The sequence below is a fragment of the Microbacterium sp. Leaf351 genome, from assembly GCF_001423825.1.
In the GTDB taxonomy this organism is placed as follows: Bacteria; Actinomycetota; Actinomycetes; order Actinomycetales; family Microbacteriaceae; genus Microbacterium; species Microbacterium ginsengisoli.
In genome coordinates this window covers 79127-80000 of record NZ_LMPK01000003.1, presented here as the reverse complement: position 1 = coordinate 80000, position 874 = coordinate 79127, and the positions used below count along the sequence as shown (strand labels likewise).

The following is an 874-nucleotide window of genomic DNA, read 5'->3' as shown; positions in this document are numbered from 1 at the left end:
GGTCAGCGGGGTCGATGCGTCTCGCGTGGCGATGGTGCTCGCGGTGCTCGAACGGCGCGCGGGCGTCAAGCTCTCGGACTGCGACGTCTACGTCTCGACGGTCGGCGGGGTGCGCCTCACCGAGCCGGCGGCCGACCTCGCGATCGCGATCGCCGTCGCGGGGGCCGTCCGCGAGAGCGCCGTGCCCCGACAGGTCGCCGCGATCGGCGAGCTGAGCCTCGCAGGCGAGATCCGTCACGTCACCCAGGCGCCGCAACGCCGCAGCGAGGCCGAGCGCCTCGGCTACCGCACCGTGCTCGACGCGTCGGTCGGCACGATCGCGAAGGCCCTGCGGCATCCGTCGCTCATCGCCGCCCGCACGCGCGACGAGGGCGAACCAGGGTTCTGAGCGGCGCCGCGGCGGGCGGGCGCTCGGGCGCGGCGGTACCGCGCTCTCGCAGCGATCGCGGCTCGCGGTCGCGCCGCGCTCAGGCCTCGAGCGCCGCGATCAGATCGTCGGGTGTCGCCTGCATGGGATGCGGCCCGGCGATGTCGAAGAACACCGTCGTCAGCTCGTCACGGTGCGCCCGGAGGAAGAGGAGCAGGGCGGCCGGTGACTGCAGCGCCACCTCCTTCGGCAGCGTGGCCGGCTTGTGCGCCGCGTCGCTGAACAGCAGCAGCGCGACATTGCCGTTCGCCGGGTCGCGGTAGGTCCACACCTCGCCGACGTCGAGGGGGTTGTCCCGCGCACCGGGTCGCATGAGCGGCACCACTGTCGGGCCATGACGCAGCGCGAACGCGACGGCCGCGACATCCTGCGTCTGCAACGCGTCGCTCAGCTGCGTGTTGCGGAACTCGGCCTGCGCGCTCGACGCCTTCTTCTTGCCCGGCATCC

General features: G+C 73.5%; 2 protein-coding genes. One reads left to right on the top strand and one right to left on the bottom strand.

Annotated features, from left to right (window positions below; genetic code table 11):
* A partial coding sequence (locus tag ASG00_RS16380; protein ID WP_327037458.1) for a magnesium chelatase domain-containing protein occupies positions 1 to 388 on the top strand: 388 nt, incomplete at its 5' end.
* Positions 389 to 467: 79 nt separating this feature from the next.
* Here ASG00_RS16380 and ASG00_RS01865 read toward each other — a convergent pair.
* Entirely contained in the window at positions 468 to 872 is a 405-nt protein-coding gene (locus ASG00_RS01865; protein WP_045247370.1) for a hypothetical protein, read from the bottom strand.
* Between the last annotated feature and the right edge of the window lie 2 nt (positions 873 to 874).